The organism is Saccharothrix coeruleofusca, from assembly GCF_014648515.1.
GTDB classification, from domain to species: Bacteria; Actinomycetota; Actinomycetes; order Mycobacteriales; family Pseudonocardiaceae; genus Actinosynnema; species Actinosynnema coeruleofuscum.
Window position 1 is genome coordinate 564,116 of sequence record NZ_BMRG01000002.1, and the last position, 22,042, is coordinate 586,157.

The 22,042-nt window shown below is 72.4% G+C and carries 25 protein-coding genes, 1 tRNA gene and 1 pseudogene; 14 read left to right on the forward strand and 13 right to left on the reverse strand.

Going from position 1 to position 22,042, the window contains the following annotated elements; all coding sequences use genetic code 11:
- Positions 1–69 precede the first annotated feature (69 nt).
- The 3 genes from IEZ00_RS07290 to IEZ00_RS07300 all read left to right on the forward strand — a co-directional run bounded on the left by IEZ00_RS07290 (position 70) and on the right by IEZ00_RS07300 (position 2,548).
- Complete coding sequence (locus IEZ00_RS07290; protein WP_189222271.1) at positions 70–549, forward strand: helix-turn-helix domain-containing protein; 480 nt, start codon at positions 70–72, stop codon at positions 547–549.
- Between the two features lie 75 nt (positions 550–624).
- The gene (locus IEZ00_RS07295; protein ID WP_306344657.1) at positions 625–1,845 is read left to right on the forward strand and encodes a Mur ligase family protein; all 1,221 of its coding nucleotides are present in this window, start codon (positions 625–627) and stop codon (positions 1,843–1,845) included.
- On the forward strand, positions 1,838–2,548 hold the full coding sequence (locus tag IEZ00_RS07300) for a type 1 glutamine amidotransferase (protein ID WP_189222274.1): 711 nt from the start codon (positions 1,838–1,840) through the stop codon (positions 2,546–2,548). Before IEZ00_RS07295 ends, IEZ00_RS07300 begins: the two co-directional genes overlap by 8 nt.
- 68 nt (positions 2,549–2,616) lie before the next feature.
- On the opposite strand, the gene IEZ00_RS07305 is transcribed toward IEZ00_RS07300, so the two are convergent.
- Entirely contained in the window at positions 2,617–3,222 is a 606-nt protein-coding gene (locus IEZ00_RS07305; RefSeq protein ID WP_189222276.1) for a TetR/AcrR family transcriptional regulator, read from the reverse strand.
- Positions 3,223–3,344: 122 nt separating this feature from the next.
- Here IEZ00_RS07305 and IEZ00_RS07310 point away from each other — a divergent pair, with 122 nt between their 5' ends.
- A complete protein-coding gene (locus IEZ00_RS07310; protein WP_189222278.1) occupies positions 3,345–4,049 on the forward strand; it encodes an alpha/beta fold hydrolase in 705 nt (234 codons plus the stop codon).
- 39 nt (positions 4,050–4,088) lie between these two features.
- Here IEZ00_RS07310 and IEZ00_RS07315 read toward each other — a convergent pair whose 3' ends face one another.
- Entirely contained in the window at positions 4,089–5,576 is a 1,488-nt protein-coding gene (locus IEZ00_RS07315; protein ID WP_189222280.1) for a flavin-containing monooxygenase, read from the reverse strand.
- Positions 5,577–5,652: 76 nt separating this feature from the next.
- Here IEZ00_RS07315 and IEZ00_RS07320 point away from each other — a divergent pair, with 76 nt between their 5' ends.
- Positions 5,653–6,270 (forward strand): TetR/AcrR family transcriptional regulator, encoded by a 618-nt coding sequence (locus tag IEZ00_RS07320; protein WP_372448459.1) that lies wholly within the window; start codon positions 5,653–5,655, stop codon positions 6,268–6,270.
- A 25-nt stretch (positions 6,271–6,295) separates the two neighbouring features.
- Here the strand turns inward: IEZ00_RS07320 and IEZ00_RS07325 are convergent, their stop codons facing one another.
- The gene (locus tag IEZ00_RS07325) at positions 6,296–7,222 is read right to left on the reverse strand and encodes an alpha/beta hydrolase (RefSeq protein ID WP_189222282.1); all 927 of its coding nucleotides are present in this window, start codon (positions 7,220–7,222) and stop codon (positions 6,296–6,298) included.
- A 232-nt stretch (positions 7,223–7,454) separates the two neighbouring features.
- Here IEZ00_RS07325 and IEZ00_RS07330 point away from each other — a divergent pair, with 232 nt between their 5' ends.
- Positions 7,455–8,069 carry a TetR/AcrR family transcriptional regulator gene (locus tag IEZ00_RS07330; protein ID WP_189222284.1) on the forward strand — a complete coding sequence of 205 codons (615 nt, stop codon included), beginning with the start codon at positions 7,455–7,457 and terminating at the stop codon, positions 8,067–8,069.
- An 8-nt stretch (positions 8,070–8,077) separates the two neighbouring features.
- Here IEZ00_RS07330 and IEZ00_RS07335 read toward each other — a convergent pair whose 3' ends face one another.
- Positions 8,078–8,299 (reverse strand): DUF3618 domain-containing protein, encoded by a 222-nt coding sequence (locus tag IEZ00_RS07335; protein WP_189222286.1) that lies wholly within the window; start codon positions 8,297–8,299, stop codon positions 8,078–8,080.
- A gap of 141 nt (positions 8,300–8,440) precedes the next feature.
- On the opposite strand from IEZ00_RS07335, the gene IEZ00_RS07340 reads away from it, so the two are divergent.
- Positions 8,441–8,514: transfer RNA gene (locus tag IEZ00_RS07340), tRNA-Leu, on the forward strand.
- Positions 8,515–8,550: 36 nt separating this feature from the next.
- Here the strand turns inward: IEZ00_RS07340 and IEZ00_RS07345 are convergent.
- Complete coding sequence (locus IEZ00_RS07345; RefSeq protein ID WP_189222288.1) at positions 8,551–9,165, reverse strand: TetR/AcrR family transcriptional regulator; 615 nt, start codon at positions 9,163–9,165, stop codon at positions 8,551–8,553.
- Positions 9,166–9,245: 80 nt separating this feature from the next.
- Between IEZ00_RS07345 and IEZ00_RS07350 the strand changes: the two genes are divergently transcribed.
- Entirely contained in the window at positions 9,246–9,467 is a 222-nt protein-coding gene (locus IEZ00_RS07350) for a hypothetical protein (RefSeq protein WP_189222289.1), read from the forward strand.
- 258 nt (positions 9,468–9,725) lie between these two features.
- Positions 9,726–9,983: pseudogene (locus IEZ00_RS07355) on the forward strand (alpha/beta hydrolase); the annotation flags it as partial.
- A gap of 10 nt (positions 9,984–9,993) precedes the next feature.
- Here IEZ00_RS07355 and soxR read toward each other — a convergent pair.
- Complete coding sequence (gene soxR / locus IEZ00_RS07360) at positions 9,994–10,449, reverse strand: redox-sensitive transcriptional activator SoxR (protein ID WP_189222290.1); 456 nt, start codon at positions 10,447–10,449, stop codon at positions 9,994–9,996.
- Between the two features lie 85 nt (positions 10,450–10,534).
- Here soxR and IEZ00_RS37985 point away from each other — a divergent pair, with 85 nt between their 5' ends.
- A complete protein-coding gene (locus IEZ00_RS37985; RefSeq protein ID WP_306344658.1) occupies positions 10,535–12,001 on the forward strand; it encodes an NAD(P)H-binding protein in 1,467 nt (488 codons plus the stop codon).
- A gap of 49 nt (positions 12,002–12,050) precedes the next feature.
- Here the strand turns inward: IEZ00_RS37985 and IEZ00_RS36345 are convergent, their stop codons facing one another.
- From IEZ00_RS36345 to IEZ00_RS07390, 4 genes are all read right to left on the reverse strand, one after another.
- A complete protein-coding gene (locus IEZ00_RS36345) occupies positions 12,051–12,359 on the reverse strand; it encodes a PIN domain-containing protein (RefSeq protein WP_229795207.1) in 309 nt (102 codons plus the stop codon).
- 302 nt (positions 12,360–12,661) lie between these two features.
- Positions 12,662–13,870 (reverse strand): helix-turn-helix domain-containing protein, encoded by a 1,209-nt coding sequence (locus IEZ00_RS07375; RefSeq protein WP_229795209.1) that lies wholly within the window; start codon positions 13,868–13,870, stop codon positions 12,662–12,664.
- Between the two features lie 91 nt (positions 13,871–13,961).
- On the reverse strand, positions 13,962–14,639 hold the full coding sequence (locus IEZ00_RS07385) for a hypothetical protein (RefSeq protein WP_189222293.1): 678 nt from the start codon (positions 14,637–14,639) through the stop codon (positions 13,962–13,964).
- 48 nt (positions 14,640–14,687) lie between these two features.
- Positions 14,688–15,656: a CobW family GTP-binding protein gene (locus IEZ00_RS07390; protein WP_229795294.1), complete on the reverse strand. Its 969-nt coding sequence runs from the start codon at positions 15,654–15,656 to the stop codon at positions 14,688–14,690.
- Between the two features lie 297 nt (positions 15,657–15,953).
- Between IEZ00_RS07390 and IEZ00_RS07395 the strand changes: the two genes are divergently transcribed.
- Complete coding sequence (locus tag IEZ00_RS07395; protein ID WP_189222295.1) at positions 15,954–16,562, forward strand: DedA family protein; 609 nt, start codon at positions 15,954–15,956, stop codon at positions 16,560–16,562.
- Here the strand turns inward: IEZ00_RS07395 and IEZ00_RS07400 are convergent.
- The 3 genes from IEZ00_RS07400 to IEZ00_RS07410 form a co-directional block, all read right to left on the reverse strand.
- Positions 16,547–17,185, reverse strand: coding sequence for a response regulator transcription factor (locus tag IEZ00_RS07400; RefSeq protein WP_189222297.1), 639 nt, complete (start codon positions 17,183–17,185; stop codon positions 16,547–16,549). The genes IEZ00_RS07395 and IEZ00_RS07400 overlap by 16 nt on opposite strands.
- Complete coding sequence (locus IEZ00_RS07405) at positions 17,176–18,234, reverse strand: sensor histidine kinase (RefSeq protein WP_189222298.1); 1,059 nt, start codon at positions 18,232–18,234, stop codon at positions 17,176–17,178. The genes IEZ00_RS07400 and IEZ00_RS07405 overlap by 10 nt, the downstream gene beginning before the upstream one ends.
- Positions 18,235–18,391: 157 nt before the next feature.
- A complete protein-coding gene (locus IEZ00_RS07410) occupies positions 18,392–19,438 on the reverse strand; it encodes an FAD-dependent oxidoreductase (protein ID WP_189222299.1) in 1,047 nt (348 codons plus the stop codon).
- 105 nt (positions 19,439–19,543) lie between these two features.
- Here IEZ00_RS07410 and IEZ00_RS07415 point away from each other — a divergent pair, with 105 nt between their 5' ends.
- The 3 genes from IEZ00_RS07415 to IEZ00_RS07425 all read left to right on the forward strand — a co-directional run bounded on the left by IEZ00_RS07415 (position 19,544) and on the right by IEZ00_RS07425 (position 22,038).
- Positions 19,544–20,122 (forward strand): Uma2 family endonuclease, encoded by a 579-nt coding sequence (locus tag IEZ00_RS07415; protein WP_189222301.1) that lies wholly within the window; start codon positions 19,544–19,546, stop codon positions 20,120–20,122.
- A gap of 57 nt (positions 20,123–20,179) precedes the next feature.
- The gene (locus IEZ00_RS07420) at positions 20,180–21,202 is read left to right on the forward strand and encodes an LLM class flavin-dependent oxidoreductase (protein WP_189222302.1); all 1,023 of its coding nucleotides are present in this window, start codon (positions 20,180–20,182) and stop codon (positions 21,200–21,202) included.
- A gap of 287 nt (positions 21,203–21,489) precedes the next feature.
- Entirely contained in the window at positions 21,490–22,038 is a 549-nt protein-coding gene (locus IEZ00_RS07425) for a hypothetical protein (protein ID WP_189222304.1), read from the forward strand.
- The last annotated feature ends 4 nt before the right edge of the window (positions 22,039–22,042 follow it).

A 22,042-nucleotide genomic window follows, 5' to 3' on the forward strand; every position in this document is an offset into this window, starting at 1 on the left:
CGGACCCGCGTAAGCGCACGTGCATTTGCACTTTTCACCTCCGTTGACCGAAGACGGGGAGGGCAGGCAGTGCACATCGACACGGAGACCTATCAGCGGGTCCTGGGGGACGAACTCCGCACCCTGCGCAAGCAGCGCGGATGGACCAGGAAGCAGCTCAACAGCAGGCTGCAGAGCGACATCTCGCTGCAGACCCTGGCGACCTACGAGCTGGGCACGCGCCAGTGCTCGGTGGTGAGGCTGGTGGAGATCTGCGTTGCGCTGGGTGTTCCCGCGCACCAGGTGCTCGCACGGGTCCACGAACGGGTGTTCGGCGACGCGCCGTCCGGTCACCTGACCGTGGACCTGTCCGCCGTGGTCGCCGACAGCAGGGCGGAACTGGCGCCGCTGCGCCGCTGGGCGCGGGGCAGGCTGGCCCAGTTGCCGCCGCACCGCTCCACCGACGTCCACCTGGACCTGTCGGCGCTGGAGCACATGGCCCAGTTGTGCCAGCTCAGCACAGTCGAGCTGATCCGCACCCTGCGGGAGCTGGACAACCGCCCCCGGTAGCATCGCGGGCGGCGCATTCGTTCTACGGACGCAGGAAGTCGGTTGCCGAACACTCCAGGTGCAGACCCAGCCCGCTTGCCGCTGCGCACCGCGGCGGCCGTGCGACTGGGCAACATGAGTTCGAAGCTGTCGCAGAAGATGGGGCTGGGCGCGGGCGGCATGATCGGTGGCCGCGTGGCGCTCAAGCTCGACCCGCAGGCACTGGCCCGGCTCACCACCGGCCGCCGGGTCGCCCTGGTCACCGGGACCAACGGCAAGACCACGAGCACGATGATGCTCAGCCGGGCGGTCTCGGCGCTGGGCGAGGTGGCGACCAACCACGGCGGGGCGAACATGCCCGACGGGCACGTCACGGCGCTGAGCAAGCAGCCGGACGCGCCCTACGCCGTGCTGGAGGTCGACGAGGGGTACTTCCCCGAGGTGGCGCGGGCGGCCCACCCGGCCGTGGCGGTGCTGCTCAACCTCAGCCGCGACCAGCTCGACCGGGTCGGCGAGGTCCGCACGATCGAGAAGAGCCTGCGCACCGCGCTGGCCGGGGTCCAGGGCACGGTCGTGGCCAACTGCGACGACATCATGGTCACCTCCGCGGCGCGCGACAGCGCGCGCGTGGTCTGGGTGGCGACGGGGACCGGCTGGCACAACGACTCCGCGTCGTGCCCGCGCTGCGGCGACCCGATCCGCTGGCAGGGCGAGCACTGGCACTGCACCGGCTGCGACCTGGCCAGGCCCAGGCCGGACTGGATCACCGGCGACGGCTTCCTGATCACCCCGCAGGGCGTGAAGGTGGACCTGTCGCTGCGCCTGCCCGGCAAGTTCAACCAGGCCAACGCGGTGATGGCGGCGGCGGCCGCGGCGGCGCTGGGCGTGCCGGTCGAGGAGGCCGTGCAGCGGCTGCGCGCGGTGTCGAACGTGGCGGGCCGCTACCGGACCATCCAGCGCAGCGGGCACCGCGCCCGGCTGCTGCTGTCGAAGAACCCGGCGGGCTGGAGCGAGACGCTGACCGTGGTCCGCGAGGCCGACCACCCGGCGGTGCTGGTGATCAACGCCCACGAGGCCGACGGGCGCGACCTGTCCTGGCTGTGGGACGTGCCGTTCGAGAAGCTGCGCGGGCGGCAGGTGATCGCCTCCGGCGAGCGGGCCACCGACCTGGCGGTGCGGCTGACCTACGCGGAGGTCGAGCACACCATCGTCCCCGACCCGCTGCTGGCCATCGACGCCATGCCGCAGGGGCCGGTGGAGGTCATCGCCAACTACACGGCTTTCCGCGACCTGAACGCGAGGTCCGCCAGTGAGTAGCTCCAAGGTCCAGATCGCGCTGGTGCTGCCCGACCTGCTGGGCACCTACGGCGACTTCGGCAACGCGGTGGTGCTGGAGAAGCGCCTGACCTGGCGCGGCATCCCGGCCGAGATCGTCACGGTGAACTTCGGCGAGCCGGTGCCGGACTCGTGCGACATCTACGTGGTGGGCGGCGGTGAGGACACCGCGCAGACGCTGGCGGTGCGGCACCTGCGCGAGCACCCCGGCATGCAGCGGGCGGCCTCGCGCGGCGCGGTGATCCTGGGCGTGTGCGCGGGCATCCAGATCTTCGGCGAGCACTTCACCCGCGCCGACCAGGTCACCCACCCCGGTCTCGGGCTGATCGACTCGACCAGCCACGCGGGCGGCAGCCGGGCCATCGGCGAGGTGATCGCCGAGCCGGTGGACGGGCTGTTCCAGGGCCTGCTGACCGGGTTCGAGAACCACCAGGGCCGCACCGTGCTGGGGCCGTCGGCCCGGCCGCTGGCGCGGGTCAAGGTCGGCACGGGCAACGACGGGCAGGTGGAGGGGGCGGTGCAGGGCCGCATCCTGTGCACCTACCTGCACGGACCGGTGCTGCCGCGCAACCCGCAGATCGCCGACCTGCTGATCGAGTGGGCCACCGGGGAGAAGCCCGCGCCGCTGGAGCTGCCCGCGGTGACGCAGCTGCGCGCCGAGCGCGCCAAGGCCGCCGGGGTCTGAGCTCGCCGGGGTGCGGCTCGTCGAGGTCCTCACGAGCCGCACCCCGTTTTCGCGTTCACGGGTAGTGGTTACCGGCCCTCGCGGGGCTGTCGGGTAGTACTTGCGGGCGCGGTGGGGAGCACGTCCTCGACGGCGCGGCGCAGGGTTTCCCGGACCGTCTCCGGGTCGTCCAGCTCCCCTCCTTGCAGCGCCCCGTCGCGCAGCAGCACCAGCACGCGCGCCGCGTGCTCGGGGTCGGGGTGGCCGACCGCCTCGGCCTGCTCCCGCAGCACCTCGAAGAACCACTTCCGGTGCTCGTCGATGACCACCCGCACCGGGTGCGCCGGGTCCGGGTACTCCGCCGCGGCGTTGAGGAACTGGCAGCCCCGGAAGTCCTCCGCCCGCGTGGCGTCGCCGATGATGGCCATGACGTCCATCAGCGCCTCGCGCGCGGGCCGCTCCCGCCTGGTGGCCCGCACGGCCTCGCGGATGCCCCGGCTCGACTCCGCCAGGTAGGCCGCCACCAGGTGGTCCTTGGTCGGGAAGTGGCGGTAGAAGGTCGCCCTGGTCACCGACGCCTCGGTGACCAGCCGGTCGACGCCCACCGCGTGGATGCCCTCGGCGTAGAACAGCCGTGAGGCGGTGCGCAGCAGCCGGTCCTTGGGGTGCAGGTCGCGGTCCGCGGCAGTCTTCATGGGCCCACGTTAGAGAAAGACCAGTCGTTCTGCACGGTGATCCAAGCCACCTTGCACCACCAGGGAGAACGACTAGTCTTTCTCTCAGAAAGACCGATCGTTCTCTCACCGAGGAGCTCCCGATGACCGACACCAAGCCCACCGTCGTCCTGGTCCACGGCGCCTTCGCCGACTCCTCCAGCTGGAGCGGCGTGGTCGAGCGGCTGCAGCGGCAGGGCCACCCGGTGCTGGCCGTGGCCAACCCGCTGCGCGGCCTGGAGTCCGACGCCGCCTACGTCGCCGACGTGGTCAACAGCGTGTCCGGCCCCGTGGTCCTGGTGGGCCACTCCTACGGCGGCGTGCTGATCACCCGCGCGGCCGGGCGCACGCCCAACGTCGAAGCCCTGGTCTACATCGCCGCGTTCCAACCCGAGACCGGGGAGAGCGCCCTGGAGCTGTCCACCCGGTTCCCCGGCGGCAAGCTCGGCCCCGAGACCACCGACGTGCTGGTGCACGACGGCGAGCCGGAGCTGTCGATCAAGGCGGAGGACTTCCGCGAGGTCTTCGCCGCCGACGTGCCCGAGGCCGCGGTGCTGGCGGCCACCCAGCGGCCGGTCGTCCAGCGGGCCCTGACCACCCCGCTGGAGGGCGAGCCCGCCTGGCGGCGGCTGCCGTCGTGGGCGCTGGTCGCCACCGGGGACAACGCCATCCCGGCCGCGGCTCAGGAGTTCATGGCCGAGCGGGCTTCCTCGCACGTGGAGCGGGTGGACGCCTCGCACGCGGTGTCGGTGTCCCGGCCGGATGCCGTGGCCGACATCATCCTCGCGGCGGCCCGCGCCACCCGGTGACGCCGACGGCGGCCCCGAGGAGTTCGGGGCCGCCGCGCGTCAGGCGGACACCCTGTCGCGGCGGGCGCGGACCAGCGCGAAGTCCGCCGCGCGGACCTTCCTGGTGCGCATCCAGTACCGCCAGGTGAAGCCCGGCCACACGGTCCGGTTGACCCCCTGGGCGTCGAGGTACCAGCTCTTGCAGCCGCCCTGGGTCCACACGCCCCGGCTCAGCTTGCGCTGCAGCTCCCGGTTGAACCGGGCCTGCACCTCCGGGCGCACGTCCAGCTCGTCGGCCCCGTGCCGGTCCATCAGCTCCAGGCACTGCCGGACGTACCGGATCTGCGACTCGATCATGAACACCACGGAGTTGTGGCCGAGGCCGGTGTTCGGGCCCAGCAGGAAGAACAGGTTGGGGAAGCCGGAGACGGTGATGCCGTAGTGGGTCTCCGCGCCCCGCTCGCGCCAGCTCCGCGCCAGGTCCCGGCCGCCCTTGCCGGTGATGTCCAGCTCGTCGAAGGAGTCGATGACGCGGAAGCCGGTGCCGTAGATGATCGCGTCGACCTCGTGCTCGACACCGGCGGCGTCCACCACGCTGTGCTCGCGGACCTCGGCGATGCCGTCGGTGACCACCTCCACGTGCGGCTTGGTCAGCGCCGGGTAGTAGTCGTTGGACAGCAGCACCCGCTTGCAGCCCAGGGTGTAGTCGGGCGTCAGCTTGGCGCGCAGCTCCGGGTCCGGGACCTGCTCGCGCAGGTGCTTCCCGGCGAGGTGCTCGGCGCCCCGCATGATGCCGGGGTGCACCGCGAAGCCCAGCACGGAGAACTCGCGCAGCCAGTACACGAAGTCCCGGTACAGCCGCTGGGTGAACGGCAGCGCGCGGAACAGCCGCCGCTCCCACGGCGTGATCTCGCGGTCGGACTTGGGCAGCACCCACGGGGGCGTGCGCTGGAACAGCGTCAGCGCGCTCACCCGGTCGGCGATCCTCGGCACGAACTGGATCGCGCTCGCGCCCGTGCCGACCACGGCGACCCGCTTGCCGGTGAGGTCGTAGTCGTGGTCCCACCGGGCCGAGTGGAACGTCCTGCCCTTGAAGCGCTCGATCCCCGGCAGCGCCGGGACGCTGGGGACGTGCAGCGCGCCGATGCCCGAGACCAGCGCCTTGGCGGTGTAGGTGTCGCCGGTCGACGTGCTCACGTGCCAGACCTTGGCGTGCTCGTCCCACCGCGCGCCCTCGACCGCGCAGCCGAACCGGATGTGCTCGCGCAGCCGGTGCTTGTCCGCCACCCGGTGCAGGTAGTCGCGGATCTCGGACTGCCGCGCGAACGTGCGCGACCAGCCGGGGTTGAGCTCGAAGGAGTACGAGTACATGTGCGAGGGCACGTCGCAGGCGCAGCCGGGGTAGGAGTTGTCCCGCCAGGTGCCGCCCAGGTCGTCCGCCTTCTCCAGCACCGCGAAGTCGCGCCGCCCGGCGCGCTTGAGCTCGATGGCCATGCCCAGGCCCGCGAAGCCCGTGCCCACCACCAGGACCTCGACCTCTCGGCGCATCGCTTCCTCCCGGTCCGGCTGCATACCGACGAGTAGGTTACTCGAAGTAAGTTACTCGCGGTAGTACCCTCTCGCCGTGACCACCCCGCAGCCGCGCAGGCGGATGCCCAAGGCGCAGCGCAAGGCCCAGATGCTCGACGTGGCCGAGCGGGTCTTCGCCGAGCGCGGCTACCTGGCCGCGTCCATGGACGAGATCGCCGAGCGGGTGGGCGTGTCCAAGCCGATGCTCTACGAGTACTTCGGCTCGAAGGAGGGCCTGCTCATCGGGTGCGTCCACCGCGCCCGCGCCGAACTGCTGGACCGGACGCAGCGGGCCGTCGCGGGCGGGGGCACCCCCGAGGAGGTGCTGCGCCGCGGCCTGCTGGCGTTCTTCGAGTTCATCGCCGAGCACAAGCGGTCGTGGACGATGCTGCGGCAGGAGGCGGCGGTGACCGTGCCCGGCGCGGTGGCGGAGGTCGAGTCCATCCGCACGCAGCAGACCGACCTGATCGCCGCGGTGCTGTCCGGGTTCGCGCGGGGGATCGACCCGCTGGAGGCCGAGGTGTTCGCCGAGGTCGTGGTCGGCGCGACCGAGCGGCTGGCGCTGTGGTGCGAGCGCAGGCCCGAGGTGGGGCCCGCGCTGGCCACCGACTACGCCATGGGCGTGGTCTGGCGCGGCATCGCGCGGCGGCTCGACGCGGACGCCCCCGGCTGACCGGCCGCCCGCTCAGCCCTCCCGCTCAGCCCCGCAGCGCGTCGAGCAGCATCGGCATCGACTGGCGCAGCGCGCGGTCCCAGTACTCCCACACGTGCGTGCCCGGCCCGTACAGGTCGGCGGTGACCGGGATGCCCAGCTCACCCAACCGCGCGACCACCGCCGCGCTCTGCCTGCCCAGCAGCTCCTCCAGCCAGTCGGGCTGCTTGCCCTCGACGTCCAGCGGGCCGGGCGCGCCGTTGCCCGAGGAGATGTACAGCGGCGTGCCGCGCAGCCGTTCGGCCAGGTCGTAGGGGTTGTGCGCGCTCCAGTCCTGCCACAGCGCGTTCGGGTCCAGCCCGGCCTGGGTGACGATCTGCGCCACCAGGTCGCGGGACTGCTGCGACATGGTGGTGTGCAGCACGCCGCTGTAGGAGGCGGCGGCGCGGAAGAAACCGGGGTGGCGGGCGGTGTAGGACAGCGCCCCGAACCCGCCCATGGAGAACCCGGCCACGGCGCGGGTCCGGCTCGCCCGGTAGTCGCGCTCCAGCACCGCGGGCAGCTCGGTGAGGTGGAAGGTCTCCCAGCCCGGCCCGGAGCGCCAGTCGGAGTAGAAGCCCGCCGGACCGCCGTCGGGCATCACCACCAGCACGTCCTCCTCGGCGGTCAGCTCGGCCACGGACGAGGAGCCGGTCCACGACAGGTGGCTGCCGCAGCAGCCGGTCAGCAGGTACAGCACCGGCCAGGTGCGGTCCGGCTGCTCGTGCCAGCGGCGCGGCAGCAGCAGCCGGACCTCGGCGTCGCGCCCCAGCGCGGCCGAGGGGACGGTGATGTCGACCTGCCGCTCCCCCACCACCGACGAGGACGACGTCGAGGCGGTGGCGGACGTGGTCACCGGGGCGGCCCCCGGCGCGGGCGAGGAGCACGCGGCCACCAGGAGCGCGGTCAGGGCGATGAGCGTCTTGCGCGGCACGCGCCGAGGATGCCGCACCCGCCGCGGAACCCGCACGGGGCGCCGCGAAGGTCACGAACCGAACGCGGCCAGGTCGATTCCACGTAGCGGGCGTTCAACCCGGCGGCCCGCGAGCGATAACCCCTGTGTGAGCGTCGCGTCGATCCGAGCACCCCTCATGAGCAGGTGTTCCGCCGTCGATCGCGATCATGCACGCCTAGGATGTCCGGCCAACGGCGACGGGAGCGCAGGCATGGCTACACCGGTGTACAGCGGGGGCGCGAGAGCTCCGCAGCGAGGCAGACCCAGGGACGCGAGCCGGGACGACGCCCTGCGCCAGGCGGCGCTGGAGGTGATGGCCGAGGTCGGCTACCGCGCGCTGACCATGGACGCGGTGGCCTCGCGGGCGCGGGCGGGCAAGGCGACGATCTACCGGCGCTGGGAGTCCAAGCTCGACCTGGTCATCGACACCTGCACCCAGCTCGCCTCGCAGAACCTGCCCGAGCCCGACACCGGGTCGCTGGCGGGCGACCTGCGCGAGTTCCTCAGCTCGCTGGCCGCGTTCCTGTCCGGCCCCGTCGGCAAGGCGGCGCAGGCGCTGGTCGGTGAGCTGCCGCACGAGCCGGAGCTGGCCACCGCGTTCCGCGAGACCTTCCTGATCGCCCAGCGGGACGTGCTGCGCCGCATCCTGGAGCGCGCCGACCACCGCGGCGAGCTGCGCCCGGAGGCCCCGCGCGGCCTGGCCGTGGAACTGGCGGGCGCGGCGCTGATCTACCGGCTGATGCTCACCGGCGACCCACTGGACGTGGCGTTCGTCGAACGGGTGGTGGACCAGGTGCTACTGCCCCTCGTGGCCGGGGGGCAGTAGCACTCCGCTCAGCGGAACAGCTTGCGCAGCAGCGCGAACCCCAGGATCACGGCCACCGCGATCAGCGAGTACCGGATCTTGGGTTCGTCGAGCTTCGCGCGCACGCTGGCCTTGCCGGACTCCACGAAGCGCTGGGGGTTGGCCCTGGTGCCCAGTTCGTCCAGCGTCGCGGCCAGCGCGTCGCGAGCCTGCTCGATCTCGCGCTGGATGGTGTCGGGGTCGCGAGCCACATCTCCTCCTAGCAGCGGTCAGGGCCACCAAGGTAGTCGGCCACCGCCGCGCGCGGTGATCGGCGTGGCCTTCCGGCGGTCCGGGGAGGGTGGTGTCCCACGGGACCACCCTCCCCGCCGGGCCGATAGGGTTGGCACCACGGGGTCGTAGCCCAATTGGCAGAGGCACACGGTTTAGGTCCGTGCCAGTGAGAGTTCGAGTCTCTCCGGCCCCACTCCCCCACCAGGTCCGCCGGTCCACGCGGCACGGATCAGGCGCGCGGTCCTGGGCCGCTGAAGACGCGGTCGAGCTGCCGGTCGAGCAGGGCCACCGCCCGCTCGGGCGCCCGCTGTCCGAGCAGGACGCCGGTCTGCAGTCCCTCCGCGCCCGCTACCAGGAACGCGGCCTCCGCAGGCGCGTCGACCGACTCGGGCACCTCGCCCAGCCGCTGCCCGCGGACGATCAGGCCAGCGACCAGGTTCTCCAGGGCAGGCGGCGAGTTCCTGGCCACCGCGGCGAGCGCGGGTTCGACCAGGAAGCGGACGAAGTACGCCGCGTGCACCACGTGCCTGTTGCGCCGCTCCTCGTCCAGCGGCAGCAGCTCCAGCAACACGCCGCGCACGAGGGCGCGTGCGCTGGGCTCCTCCCCCAACGCCTCCAGGCGCTCCCGCGCCCGCCGCTCGGCGTCGGTGTTGAGCAGCTCCAGCGCGCCGAGCAGCAACTGGTCGCGGGTGCCGAAGTAGTACTGGAGCAGCCGGGCCGACACCTCGGCCTCGGCGGCGACCTGGCGCAGGGTGACGCCCTCCAGCCCGCCTCGGGCGGCCAGCCGCCAGACCGCCTGCGCGATCTGCCGCCTGCGCAGCTCGTGGTCCACCTGTCGAGGCACGTCGCCCTCCGCTCAGCACGCTGTGGTGCGACCGTACCAAGACCTGTTATGGTGCGGTCGAACCACAAAAAGGAGGGGCGATGAAGAGCACAGCGGTCCTGGTCCTGGGCATGGTCCTGCTGGCGTTGGGGGCGCAGGGGGCGATACGCCTGCTGGTGGACCACGCCAACGCCGGCCTCCTCGGCTGGGTGCCCGGCGGGTTCGCGGTCCAGTTGTCCTGCTACCTGGTGGTCACCGCGGCCGGGGTGGCGCTCGCCGTCCGGGGCAAGTCCGCCGAGTCGCGGGCAAGCTCGGGGAGGTGACGGCAACGGCGGGGACGGGTGCCCGAAACCCGTTGGCAGGGCACGTGATCGCTGCTGCTTTTCCGGAGGCCGTGCGAGAGGACGAGGAGGTGGTACCCGTGAACACGTCGACATGGGTGCTCCCCTCCGGGGTCACGGTCGGGCGATAGGCCGTCCGGGAGCGCCGTTCGCGAGCACTCGCGAAAGGCACGACCGTGCGATTCAGCTCGGAACAGCGCCTCGACGACGGTGTCGTCGAGCGCGGATTCACCCTCGGCGAGATCCCCGGCCGCCCTGCTGTTCGCCGGGAGCTACGTGCCCCGCGCCGTGGTCGAGCAGGCCCGGCAAGTCACCACCCCGCTGCTGGTCCTGCTGCAGTGGGACGACGAGGGCAACGATCGGCGACTGGCCCTGGACGTGTTCGACGCCTTCGGCTCCGCGGAGAAGACGCTGCACGCCAACACGGGCGGGCACACCGGCGTCCCGCGCTTCGAGGGTGACAGCGGGACCCGGTTCTTCAACCGGCACCTGAGGTGAGCGGCCGGGGCTAGGCGTCGAACAGGCGGTAGGGGCCGGAGCGCTTGCCGCCGAGCTGGTCGCCGGGGTTGACCAGCCCGCACTGCTCGAAGGACAGGCAGCCGCAGCCGATGCACTCGGTGAACCGGTCCCGCATGTTCTCCAACCGCTTGATGCGGGCGTTGAGCTCGGCGCTCCAGCACTCGGACGCCCTGGCCCAGAACTCGCGGGTGGGCGCTTGGCCCTCGGGCAGCTTGGCGAGGGCGTCGCCGATCACCGACAGCGGGATGCCCAGGTGGTGCGAGGCGCGGATGAAGGCCACCTGCCGGAGCACCTCCCGGCGGTAGCGGCGCTGGTTGCCCGCGGTGCGCCTGCTGCGGATGAGCCCCTTGCGCTCGTAGAAGCGCAGGGCCGAAGCGGGGACGCCGCTGCGCTCGGACAGCTCGCCGATGGTGATCTCGGTGGCCTGCGCGGGCACCGGTGCCATGTGGATCACTCCCAGTTGACTTGAACCCTTGTTCAAGTTTGACGCTCTTGGTGTCGGAGCGGTGATCGAGTTCGAGGGAGAACCCATGTCCGCAAGTCAGTGGCCCGACATCACCCGCCCCGACGTCGGCACCGCCCTGGTCGCGGAAACCCCCGCCGGGGCGGCGGAGGTGTTCGCCGCGCTGGAGCGCGCCCCGTGGCCGGACGGGCTGCTCTCGGTCAACGCGTTCGTCGGCGCCGAGGACGCGACGGCGCTGACCTACACCCAGTGGGCGGCCGGGGCGGCCGACCCCGCGTTCTTCGAGCGGCTCACCGGCACCGAACCGGTCGAGTACCGGCTCTACCGCAGCACCGGCAGGCAGGTCCCGGCGGCTCCCGGCTGCGCCGTCGTCGTCAGCGTCGAGTTCGACGGACCCGACGAGCAGCGGCAGCGGCGCTGGGTCGACACCGTCTTCGACGCCCTGACCAGCGAGGCCGCACCGCCTGCCGGCCTGATCTCGGCCAACTTCCACCTGAGCACCGACGGCACCCGGTTGATCAACTACGCCGAGTGGACCGACGCGCGGGCCCACCGCGACGCCATGGCCAAGTCCGGCCAGGGCACCGTGGGGTCCGCGCCGCAGTGGCGGCGGGTCCTGGACTTCCCGGTGCGTCGCCGGGAGTTCCGGCGGTACCACCTGCTGCGCGGCCTCTCCGCCCCGTCCCGACCCCAGGTCCTGGTGACCGGTGCGACCGGCGCGGTCGGCGGGCAGGTGGTCGCGCAGCTGCGCGCTTCGGGGACGCCGGTACGGGCCCTGGTCCGCGACCCCGGTTCCGCCGCACTGCCGGACGGCGTCGACGTCCGGCGCGGCGACCTCCTCGCACCGGAGACGGTGGCCGCCGCCGCGGAGGGCGCGGACGTCGCCTTCCTGATGTGGCCCTTCCCCACCACCGACGTGGTCCCCGCGGTGCTGGACGCCCTCGCCCGCCACGTCCGCCGAGTCGTCTTCCTGTCCTCCGGGGCCGTCCGCGACGACCTGGAGGAGCAGGAGAACGCGATCGGCGCGTGGCACGCGGAGGTGGAGCGGGCGATCGAGCGGTCCGGGCTGGAGTGGACGTTCCTGAGGCCGCACGCCTTCGCCACCAACACCCTCGCCTGGGCGCCGCAGATCCGCGACGGCGACGTGGTGCGCGGCGTCTACGGGGCAGCCGCCATGCCCCTGCTGCACGAGGCGGACATCGCGGCCGTGGCGGTGCGCGCCCTGGTCGAGGGTGGTCACGTCGGCAAGCGGTACGTGCTCACCGGCCCGGAGGCGCTGACGCAGGCCGAGCAGGTGCGCGTCATCGGCGAGGCGATCGGCCGCCCGCTGCGCTGGGAGGAGATCACGCCGGAAGCGGCGCGGCAGCGGATGCTCGACCAGTGGCCTGCGGCGGTGGTCGACGTCATGCTCGGCGCGCAGGCCCGACTGGTGGCCGAACCGGGTCCGCGCACGTCCACGGTGGAGGAGGTCACCGGGGTGCCCGCGCGCACCTTCCGCGAGTGGGCCACCGACCACGCGGCGGACTTCCGCTGAGATCGCCCCACCGGGCGGCCCGCCACGAGCGGGCCGCCCGGTGCGCGGGTCAAGCCCAGAGGGCAGGTGACAGGAGGGGAGTCGCTTCAAGGGGCGGCAGTCCGTCATCGAGGTGCCGCAACTTCTGATAAACGGCGCGCATCGCGGCTTTGTCCGGGATGTGCTGCCCACCCGCCGCACGCGCCAGAACTGTCAGCGTGTTCACCAAGGTGATCGATCCCACAGCACAACCGCTCATCCGGAGCCGTTCGAGCCTGCTGATCTCCGAGGTGGCGATGCGCGCTCCAGCGCCGTCATCGATCAGCACGGTGACCTTGTCACCCGACTCGGCGGCGACCACCGCGTGCGCGATGACCATGGTCTCACCCAGGTCTTTGCGATCCCTCACCCGTTGCGCGAAGGACTGCCGGGTGATCCGGTGGACGACGGCCGCGAGTTCGGGGTGTCTGGTCGTCGGAGAGGACCTCCACCCAATGGGGCGTGAGCTTCCGCCAGACCGCCGCGGCGGGGCGGAACCTCTCATCCTGCCGGGATTTGCGGAAAACCTCCTCCTGCACGGTCTCCGGGGCGCTGAGCCTGCCCAGCACACCGATGAGAAGGCGTTCTTTGTTGATGGAGAAGAAATTCAGGCCGGGTCCGGCGTCGAGATCGGCCGGTGGCTCATCCAGCGTCCCGAACGTCGGGAGGATCGCCATCCAGCGCGTCGAGGGCCTCGTCCAACGCCTCCAGATCCACGTGCACGTCCGGCAGTTCCGCCGGATCGGCCCACACCACCGGCCGCTCGACGGGCACCACGCCCGCCTCCCCCAGGTCCGCTTCGACAACGGCGGATTCGACACCACGCAAGGTGGCTATGGCCTGCACGGGGAGCACGTCCTCCACATAGCCCCTGATCGCGCGGGCCAGCAGCCGTTGCGGCGCTCTGCGCTGATCGGATTCGACCTGCAGCGCCCGGTACTGGTCCCCCCACCCGAACCGGATGGCCAGGTGAGGCGCGGACAGGGCCATCCACTCCTGCTTGGTGGCGGTGTCGATGTACTCGGCTTGGTGCAGCGCGATGGCGGCGATGGCCGGTGAGACCAGGAAGCGCTGGACAATCGCGGACAAGTCGGATCGCGTGATGGTCTCCCGCGCCCCGAGGAACTCGCGGAGGCCGTCGATCGGCACGAGCAGGTGCCGGGCGAAATCATCGGCTCGGACCTCGGCTGGGGTCCGCTCACTCCAGTTGCCCGCGGTGCTGTCCCTCCAGTCCTGGAACAGCACGTGGCCGAGCTCGTGGGCCAGTGTGCTGCGCTGTCGCATCGGGTTCTGAGTGCGCGCGACGCCGATGAACACGGCACCACGCGTCGGGTCGCGCATCGTCAAGCCGTGCTCGTCCGGTCCCGCGTCCAGCACCGCGACGTCGATGCCGGTCGTCTGCTCGATGAGCGCCACGAGATCACCCAGCGGCTGCGTGCCCAGGTGGTGCTCCTGGCGGAACCGCTCGGCAGCGGCACGCCCCTCGGTTTCCGCGCTCAGCGCCCCGCGCCCGTCCCGGACGATCGCCGGGACAGCTTGATCGTCCAGGTAGTCGTTCAACTCCAGGAAGTGCAGCAGGGCCTCACGCATGTGCTCCATGCCGGAGTCACGGGTAGCCCGCGCCACGCACTGCGCCCGATCGGCCACCGCGCCGACCCCGGTGAGCTGGGCGACCGTGTGGCCGGTCGCCCACGCGATCGCCACCACCTCGGGCATCTTCGCCGCACGATCCCCCGAGATGATCCGCGACAGGGTCGACTGCGAAATGCCGGTGGCATCGGCGAGAGCGCGCTGGCTGAACCCCGCGACGATGCGGGCGCGTTCGATGAGCGCGCCGACCTGCGGCTCCATCAGCACCTCACAGGCTGAATCATGATCATAAGACTTGATTCAGGATACGCCTCATCCGATGCGCCCGCCAGGTGGAGGGGGCCGTTCCCCCTCACCGCCGCACGAGCAGGTCGGCCACCCGCAGCAGCGGGTCCAGGCCGCTGAACACCGACTCCACCCTGATCCGCCCCGTGGTCGTGCTCACCAGGTCCGACCCGGCCAGGCTCCACTCCGGCACGACGCCGTCCAGGTGCGCCCGCACCAGCGCCGGGGTGATCAGCGCGGGCACCAGGGCGGGGTCGTCGACCCGCACCCGGAACCGCCGGTCGAACTCCTCGTCACCGGTGGCCTTGCCGTCGCGGTAGCCCGCGCCGCGGGCGATCCGCGAGCCCAGGCCGCGCCGCCGCACCGCGATCGGCGGGTAGGTGAAGGGCAGGTGCACCACGTGCACCGTCAGGTGGTGGGTCGTGGTGGAGGTCGACCGGGTGCTCTGCCCGTTCATGTCGGTCTTGGAGGACGTGCTGGTGGTGTCGTACTGGTAGTGCGCCACGGTCACCGGGTAGTGCCGGAAGCCCTCGACCTGCAACCGCACCTTGCGGGCGTCCCCCCGTGGCAGGCAGGCGGTCCACGGTCCGCCGCCGCCCTCCCGGTAGCGCCACCCCTGGGCGGCGGCCCACGCCGAGACGGTCGCGCGGTACTTGCGGTCCGCGGCGACACCGGCCGCGATCAACAACGCCGCCACCGCCAGCACCGCGAACGCGATCATCACCACGACGGACCCGTCGACCACCGCGCACCCCCTCTCCTACTCGAGTAGTCCGCTCGGACCACCGCGGTATTACAGGTAGCGCAGGACCTCCAGCATCGACTGCGGGTCCACCGACGCCGGGTCGGGCTCCACGCAGTGCTCCAGGGCCTTGGTGACGGCCTCGGCGTCCAGGCCTACCCCGATCAGCACCAGCTGCGTCAGGCGCGGCTCGTCGGCGGCCCACGCGGAGCGCTCGAACCGCAGGTAGGCGCCCACGGTGTGCAGGGTGAACTTCTGCCGGTGCCCCGGCACGTCGAAGTGGGCGAACCCCTTGATCCGGTACAGCCCGGCGGGCCGGTCGTCGAGGAAGGCCATCAGCCGGGTGGGGTTCAGCGGCTGGGCGGAGGTGAACGACACGCTCTCGTACGCCTGGTGGGCGTGCGGTTCGTCGTCCTCCGCCAGGTCGTCGAAGGAAAGCTGCCCGTAGCGCTGCCGGGGGCGCGGGTCGAACAGCAGCGCCGGGTCGACGCGGCCGTGCGTCGCGGCGACCACGGGCACGCCGGGCTTGAGCCGGTCGACTTCGGCGAGCAGGCCGCTCGCGTCGGGCACCCGGTCGACCTTGTTGACCACCACCAGGTCCGCCACGCGCAGGTGCCTGGCCAGGTCGGCGGGCGGTTCGGCGGCGTCCACCAGCAGCACCAGGCCGCCGTAGCCGACGCCGGGGTGCTCGCTGCCCAGCACCAGCCGGACCATGGCCTGCGGCTCGGCCAGGCCGCTGGCCTCGATGACGATCACGTCGACCTGGCCGACGAGCTTGCCCAGCAGCTCGTCCAGGCCGCTCACGTCGACCGCGCAGCACAGGCAGCCGTTGCTCAGCGACAGCGTCGAACCGACCTGGCCCGCGACGCTCATCGCGTCGATGCCGATGCTGCCGAAGTCGTTGACCACCACGCCGACGCGGGTGCCGCGGGCGGTGGCGAGCAGGTGGTTGAGCAGCGTGGTCTTGCCCGAGCCCAGGAAGCCCGCGACCACGATCACCGGCGTCTTCACGGGCCGGATTGTCCACCAGCCGCCGTCGGCGGGGATCGGGAGGTTTTCCCGACCGCCGTCGGCGGGAACCCCGGAGGCGAGGAGGTGGTCGAGCCAGCGCCGAACCGCAGGGCCAGCCACGTGCTGCTGCCGGGCCTCGCTATCCGCGACCACCGGGTGGTCCCACCGCCCGCGCTCCAGCGGGTGATCCGCAGGCACGCCAGGGGGTTGGCCGCCCGACGTCGAGCACCGGGTGTGGTTTTCCGCACCCCGGCGTGAGGCGAGCATCATGGCGGGTGCCCTCGGCGCGTTCGTAACGTGGCAATCATGGACGTCACCTGGATCACCGACCTGATGGACTCGCTCGGGGCACCGGGCGCGGGCTTGGCGATCGCGCTGGAGAACCTGTTCCCCCCGCTGCCCAGCGAGGTCTTCCTGCCGCTGGCCGGGTTCACCGCGAGCAAGGGCGGCATGAGCCTGTTCGCGGCGATCCTGTGGACCACCGTGGGCTCGGTCGCGGGCGCGCTGCTGCTGTACTACCTCGGCGCGCTGCTCGGTCGCGACCGGCTGCGCCGGATCGTGCAGCGGATGCCGCTGATGGACGTCTCCGACGTGGACAAGTCCGAGGAGTGGTTCGCCAAGCACGGCAAGTCGACCGTGTTCTTCGGGCGGATGATCCCGGTCTTCCGCAGCCTCATCTCGATCCCTGCGGGCGTGGAGCGGATGCCGGTGCCGCTGTTCGTGGCGCTGACCGCGGCGGGCAGCCTCATCTGGAACACCGCCCTGATCATGGCGGGCTACTTCCTGGGCGAGAACTGGCACGTCGTCGAGAACTACGCGGGCGTGCTGTCCAAGGTGGTGCTCGGCGTGGCCGCGCTGGCCGTGGTGTGGTTCGTGGTGTCGCGGGTGAAGAAGCGCTCTCACGCCCGCAAGTAGCGCAGGATCGCCAGCACCCGGCGGCTGTAGCCGTCCACGCCGGACAACTCCAGCTTGTCGAAGATCGAGTTCACGTGCTTCTCCACCGCGCTGCGCGAGATGTGCAGGCGGGTCGCGATCGCGTTGTTCGTGTGGCCCTCGGCCATGCGCGCCAGCACCTCCCGCTCGCGGTCGGTGAGCCCGCCCAGCGGGTGCGCGCTGCGGGCCAGCAGCTTGCGCACCACCTCGGGGTCGAACGCCGCGCCGCCCGCGCCGACCCGGCGCAGCGCGTCGAGGAACTCCTCCACCTGCGCCACGCGGTCCTTGAGCAGGTAGCCGACGCCGTCGGCGTGCTCGGTGAGCAGGTCGACGGCGTAGCGCTGCTCGACGTACTGCGACAGCACCAGCACGCCGACGCCGGGGAAGCGGCGGCGGATCTCCAGCGCGGCGCGCAGCCCCTCGTCGGTGTGCGTGGGCGGCATCCGCACGTCGGTCACCACCACGTCGGGCAGGTGGGCTGCGGTGGTGGACAGCAGCGCCGCCGCGTCGCCCACCGCGGCGACCACGTCGTGGCCCTCCTCGGCCAGCAGCCGCACCAGGCCCTCGCGCAGCAGCGTCGAGTCCTCGGCCAGGATCACCCGCACGGGACCTCCGCGGTGACCGCGGTCGGCCCGCCCGCCGGGCTGCGCACGGCGAAGCGGCCGTCCAGCGCGAGCACCCGCCGGGACAGCCCGGCCAGCCCGCCGCCCTCCGGGTCCGCGCCACCCACGCCGTCGTCCTCCACCAGCACGCGCACCACGCCGTCGCCGTCCGCCACCCGCACGGAGATCATCGTCGCACCCGAGTGCTTGGCCGCGTTGGTCACCGCCTCGCACACCACGAAGTAGACCGCGGTGGCCACCTGCGGCGGCAGGTCCCCCGGCGCGCACTCGATCCGCACCGGGATGGCGGAGCGGTCCGCCACGGCCTCCAGCGCCTCGCGCAGGCCCAGGGTGTCCAGCGCCGTCGGGTACACCCGCCACGCCACCTCGCGCAGGTCGCCCAGCACCTGCTGGGACTCCTCGTGCGCCTGGCGCAGCAGCTCCTCGGCGCGGTCGGGGTGCCGCCGCGCCCGGCCCAGCAGCATCCCCAGCGCGACCAACCGCTGCTGCACGCCGTCGTGCAGGTCGCGCTCGATGCGGCGGCGCTCGGCGTCGACGGCCGCCACGATGCCCGCGCGGCTGGCCGAGAGCTGCTCCACCCGCTGCCGCAGCAGCTCCGCCTCGCTGGGACCGAGGAAGCGCCGGGCCACCTTGGCCTCCAGCGCCGCGACGCCCATCACGCCCTGGACCTCGATGTAGAGCAGCACCAGGCCGATGAAGCAGCTCCAGGCGACCTCCGGCCAGTCCACGTTGGGCGCCCCGTCCTCGGCGATCAGCCAGACGAGGTAGCCGGCCACGTAGAAGCCGTAGTAGAGCCAGACCAGCACCAGCCCGCCGAGCAGCCCGACCGCCGAGCGCACCGCGACGTACCGGGCGGCCTGCTCGGGGGTGGGCGGCGCGCTGTCCACGCCCAGCGCCCACCGGACGCGGCGGCGCTCCCAGTCGGCCAGCCGGGGCAGCAGGGGGCGCGCGCACACCAGCGCCAGCAGGCCCGCCAGCGCGCTGGCCGAGCCGAGCGACAACCCCGCGAAAACCCGGACGGCCCTCCCCACGTCCCCGAGGTTATCGGCGCCCCACCCCAAGTCGCCCGCAAGTACCACCCGCCCCACGGGAACGGGCCGGTAACTACTACCCGGCCCACGGCCGTTCACCGCGCGGGTAGTAGTTGTGCGCTCGGCGGGAGCCCTCGGGTAGTACTTGCAGGCGGGGTCAGGCGGCGGCGGGGGCCAGCAGGTGCTTGATCTCCTTGACGGCGGCGCGTCCGGCGCGCGTGGCGCCGACCGTGCTCGCCGACGGCCCGTAGCCGACCAGGTGGACGCGCGGATCGGCCACCACCCGCGTGCCGTCGAGCCGGATGCCGCCGCCGGGTGCGCGCAGCTTGAGCGGGGCCAGGTGGTCGATGGCGGCGCGGAAACCGGTCGCCCACAGGATCGCGTCGGCGCGCTCGTGGCGGCCGTCCGGCCACACCACGCCGTCCTCGGTGAGCCGCTCGAACATCGGCCTGCGCGCCAGCACGCCACCGGCCAGCGCCTCCCGCACGGCCGGGGTGAGGTTGAGCCCGGTCACGCTCACCACGCTGCGCGGCGGCAGGCCCGCGCGGACCCGCTGCTCCACCCGCGCCACCACCGCCCGGCCCAGCTCCGGGGTGAACGGCTCGTCGTGGAACTCCGGTTCGCGCCGGGTGACCCAGGTGGTGGTGCCGTGGCGGGCGATCTCCAGCAGCTGCTGCACCGCCGAGGTGCCGCCGCCGACCACGACGACGTGCTGCCCGGCGAACTCCTCCGGGCCCCGGTACTGCGAGGAGTGGAGCTGACGGCCCCGGAACAGCTCCTGGCCGGGGTAGCGCGGCCAGAACGGGCGGGTCCACGTGCCGGTGGCGTTGATCAGCGCCCTGGTGTCCCAGACGCCCCGGTCGGTCTCCACCCGCAGCAGGCCGCCCCGGTCGCGGACGGCCAGCACCCGCACGGGCCGCTCCACGCGCAGGTCGTTGCGGCGCTCGAAGTCGGCGAAGTAGGCGGGCAGCACCCGGTTCGCGGGCGCGTCGGGGTCCGGGGCCTCGAACGGCATCCCCGGCAGGTCGTGGATGCCGTGGACGGTCGCCATGCGCAGCGTCGGCCAGCGGTGCCGCCACGCGCCGCCGGGGCCGTCGGCCTCGTCCAGGACGACGTGGTCCAGGCCCGCGCGGCGCAGGAAGTAGGCGCTGGACAGGCCCGCTTGACCCGCGCCGATCACGACGACGTCGGTGTTCACGTGCATATCAACACCTTCGGGGGACCCGATCTTCCAGGGCGGCTTTGTGACCCCCGACCCCCGCTACGGTCGTGCGACACTGAACCGGAGTCGAGGCAGGGAGGCAGCACCGTGACCGCACTCGCGCATCACCCGGTCGGTCCGTTCACGGTCGAGGACTGGCACGCGCTCACGCCACGTCCCGACGGCTCCCGCCTAGAACTCGTCTGGGGACATTTCCAAGTGACACCACCTCCATCCATGCACCACCAGTACGCGGGCGACGAACTCCGGGCGGTGCTGAAGGCCGCGCTGCGCGAAGCGGGTCGGACCGACCTCTACGTCGTCACCGGCATCGGCACCGAGATCAGCACCGAGCGTCGCACCGCTCTCATCCCCGACGTGGCGGTGTTGAGCACGCGCCCGGTCGGCAAAGCCGCCCATGCCGCCGATTTGGAACTGACCGTCGAGGTGGTCTCGCCGGGCAACAGCCGCCAGGAGCAGGCCGCCAAGATGGCGGGCTACGCCGCGGCGGGCGTGCCGTTCTACTGGGTGGTGCGCCAGGACCGACTCGGGGCGTCGTCGATCACCGCCTACCGGCTCAAGGACGACGAGTACGTGGAGGAGCTGACGGCGGGCCCCGGTTCGCCGGTGACCATCACGGCCGCACCGGTGCCGGTGACCTTCGACCCGGCCGTGCTGCACCCCTGAGCGCTCGGTCACACCGCCACCCGGAAGGCATCCGGGGATGCGCGCGTTGTGCCCCGTATGAGCCGACTCAGTGACGTACCGCTGTCCGTCCTCGAACTCGCCCCGGTCACCTCGCAGACCGACGCCAGGACGGCGCTGCGGCACACCACCGAGCTGGCGCAGCACGTCGAGCGCCTCGGCTACACCCGCTTCTGGCTGGCCGAGCACCACAACATGCCGGGCATCGCCAGCTCGTCGCCCGCGATCGTCATCGGGCACGTGGCCAGCGCCACGAAGACGCTGCGGGTCGGCTCCGGCGGCGTGATGCTGCCCAACCACCCGCCGCTGGTGGTGGCCGAGCAGTTCGGCACGCTCGTGGCGCTGCACCCGGACCGGATCGACCTCGGCATCGGCCGCGCGCCGGGCACCGACCAGCGCACCGCGCAGGCGCTGCGGCGGACCGCGGGCCCGCTGTCGGTGGACGACTTCCCGCAGCAGCTGACCGAGCTGATGGGCTACTTCGAGGGCACCGAGGAGCTGCACGCGGTGCCCGCGCAGGGCAACAAGCCGCCGCTGTGGCTGCTGGGGTCCAGCGGTTACAGCGCGCAGGTCGCGGGCCTGCTGGGGCTGCCGTTCGCGTTCGCGCACCATTTCAGCGCGGAGAACACGCTGCCCGCGCTGCGGCTGTACCGCGAGCGGTTCCAGCCGTCGGCGGTGCTGGACAAGCCGTACGCGATGGTCTGCGTGTCGGTCATTGTGGCCGACACCGACGAGCACGCGCGCTGGATCGCGGGTCCGGGCGCGCTGTCGTTCGTGCGGCTGCGCAGCGGGCGGCCCGGTCCGCTGTCCACGCCGCAGGAGGCCGCCGACTACCCGTACACCGACCTGGACCGGTTGATCTTCGAGGAGCGCATGGCCAACCAGGTCATCGGCTCCCCGGAGACGGCGAAGGAGCAGCTCGAGCAGCTGCTGGCGGACACCGCGGCGGACGAGCTGATGGTCACGACCATGGTCGCCGACCAGTCCGACCGGCTGCGCTCCTACGAACTGCTGGCCGCTCTCCATTCACCCGATCGAGTGAAGACTGAAGTTGAGGTGTAGCAGTCGGCCTAATGCGCGCGATGATGAAGGTGAGCGCGCACGCCCCCCGACGCGCTCCCTAGCTCCCAGGCGGTCCGCCGCCTGACGCACGGCCGCCGCCGCGATCCGCGTGGGCGCCGCCCGGTGTGGCGGCGCCCACGCGGGCCGCCGTGCGGAATCACGGTCCGGCCACAGCCGTGCACCAGGTGCGACTCAAGGCCCCGGATCATTCCCCGCTCCCCCTTTCGCCGCGTCATGGTTGGTGGCAGCCGCAACAAGCCCACCGCCGGGGCGGGAAGGGGAGGTTCGTGAGGTTCACCCGACAGGCCGTCGGCATCTGCCTGGCATTGGCCTTGACGGGGTGCGCGGACCCGACCGACGCCTCCTCCGCCGCGCCCGCGAGCGCGGCGCAGAGCCCCGCGGCGGTCCAGCGCGCCGACCGCGCGCCGTCGTCCGCCCCGATCCCGACGTCCTTCGGCGCGGAACGGGTGTGGGCCAACGGCATCTCCATCACCGTCGCCCAGCCGAAGTCGCTCAAGCCCAGCGACACCTCCTTCCCCAAGGCGCCGCGCACCGCGGTGTTCGTGGTGACGCTGGTCAACGGCACCGACACCACCTACCGCACCAGCCAGCTCTCCGTGCGCGCCCTGGTCGACGGCCAGCCCGCCGCCGAGGTGCTGGACTCGGTGCAGGGCCTCAACGGCGCCGCCGCCGCGATCACCGAGCTGCCGCCGGGCGGCGACACGGCGCTGACCCTGGCCTACGCGGTGCCGGAGAACCCCGTGCGGGTGTGCCTGGTCGTCGAGCCCAACATCGCGGGCGAGGACCTCGGCGCCACGTTCGAGGGCAACGCCTGACCCG